Origin of the sequence: Pseudomonas fluorescens, assembly GCF_902497875.1 — a bacterium.
Taxonomy (GTDB): Bacteria; Pseudomonadota; Gammaproteobacteria; order Pseudomonadales; family Pseudomonadaceae; genus Aquipseudomonas; species Aquipseudomonas fluorescens_BR.
On the sequence record NZ_CABVHY010000126.1, the window covers coordinates 1 to 1,557 of the forward strand.

The following is a 1,557-nucleotide window of genomic DNA, read 5'->3' on the forward strand; positions in this document are numbered from 1 at the left end:
AAATGGCCTTTATCCATTGGTTGCTTTGTAGCGTGATCAGTCCCCGCTTGTCGTTGTTTACGTGTCTTGAGAAATGGGATTACTTCAGTCGTGCACTGCGCGAATCCCCGCGAAAAAAGCGGGGATACCAGCAAGATGAGCTATGGAGCGAGAGATTTGGTTAGCGCCTATGGGGGCAAGCCCCCTCGCCACAGGGGTGTGCACCTTCCCAAGTCGGGGTCTTTAGTTTTCTGAACCCGCCCTCATCCCGCGTTGTCGACTAGGCTCTAAGCACTGCTTGATTGGCCTTGTGACGTCTTGTCTATTTTTTTGCCCGCGGGGGCGGGTGCTGCATCCTTCCGGTCACTCGTCGACTATTCAAACAGAACCCTGGAGCCTGACCATAAATAGAGAGGTGCCCCATGAGTCTGCTGCTTGAACCCTACACCATTCGTCAATTGACGCTGCTCAACCGCATCGCGGTCTCGCCGATGTGCCAATACTCCAGCGCCGATGGGCTGGCCAATGACTGGCATCTTGTTCATCTTGGCAGCCGTGCCGTAGGCGGTGCCGGGCTGGTCTTTACCGAGGCCACGGCGGTCACCGCCGAGGGGCGGATCACCGCTCAGGATCTCGGCCTGTGGAACGATGAACAGATCGAGCCGCTGCAACGCATTACCCGCTTCATTACCGCCCAGGGCGCCGTCGCCGGGATCCAACTGGCCCACGCCGGACGCAAGGCCAGCACCCATCGCCCCTGGCTGGGCAAACACGGTAGCGTCAAACCGGCCGACGGTGGCTGGACTCCGGTTGGCCCATCGCCGATTGCCTACGACCCTGAACATACCGCTCCTACACAGCTGGATGAAGGGCAGATCGCCGGCGTCATTCAAGCCTTTGTCGAGGCCGCCAAACGCGCGTTGGTCGCCGGTTTCAAAGTGGTCGAAGTGCATGCCGCCCATGGTTACCTTCTCCATCAATTTCTTTCGCCGTTGAGCAATCAACGACGCGATCAATACGGAGGCTCTTTCGAGAATCGCATTCGTCTGGTGCTGCAAGTGACGGAAGCGGTGCGCGCGGTATGGCCTGAAGAATTACCGCTGTTCGTCCGGGTATCGGCGACCGATTGGGTCGAGGACGGCTGGAACCCGGATGAAACCGTCGAGCTGGCGCGACGTCTGCATGCCTTGGGGGTAGACCTGATCGATGTGTCCTCGGGCGGTACCGCCGCGAATGCGGAGATCCCTACGGGGCCGGGTTACCAGACGCGCTTTGCCGAGCGTGTGCGCAAGGAGGCGGGCATTTCCACCGGTACCGTCGGGTTGATCACCGAGCCGGCGCAGGCGGAGCACATCTTGCGTACCTGTCAGGCCGACATCATCCTGCTGGCTCGCGAACTGCTGCGCGATCCGTATTGGCCGCTGCATGCCGATGACGATCTGGGCGGGCACAAAGCCATCTGGCCGGCGCAGTACCAACGGGCAACACACCGTGATCAGCCGATCCATGAGTCGGATTTGCGCGACTAGGTATTGGTTGGGATCTTTGCCGGCCGTACGGTCGTCATCGCGAGCAGGC

General features: G+C 60.2%; 1 protein-coding gene. It reads left to right on the forward strand.

Features of this window, described 5'->3' with window-relative positions; all coding sequences use genetic code 11:
* Positions 1–401: 401 nt before the first annotated feature.
* Entirely contained in the window at positions 402–1,508 is a 1,107-nt protein-coding gene (locus F8N85_RS34095; protein WP_150803738.1) for an NADH:flavin oxidoreductase/NADH oxidase, read from the forward strand.
* Positions 1,509–1,557: the final 49 nt, after the last annotated feature.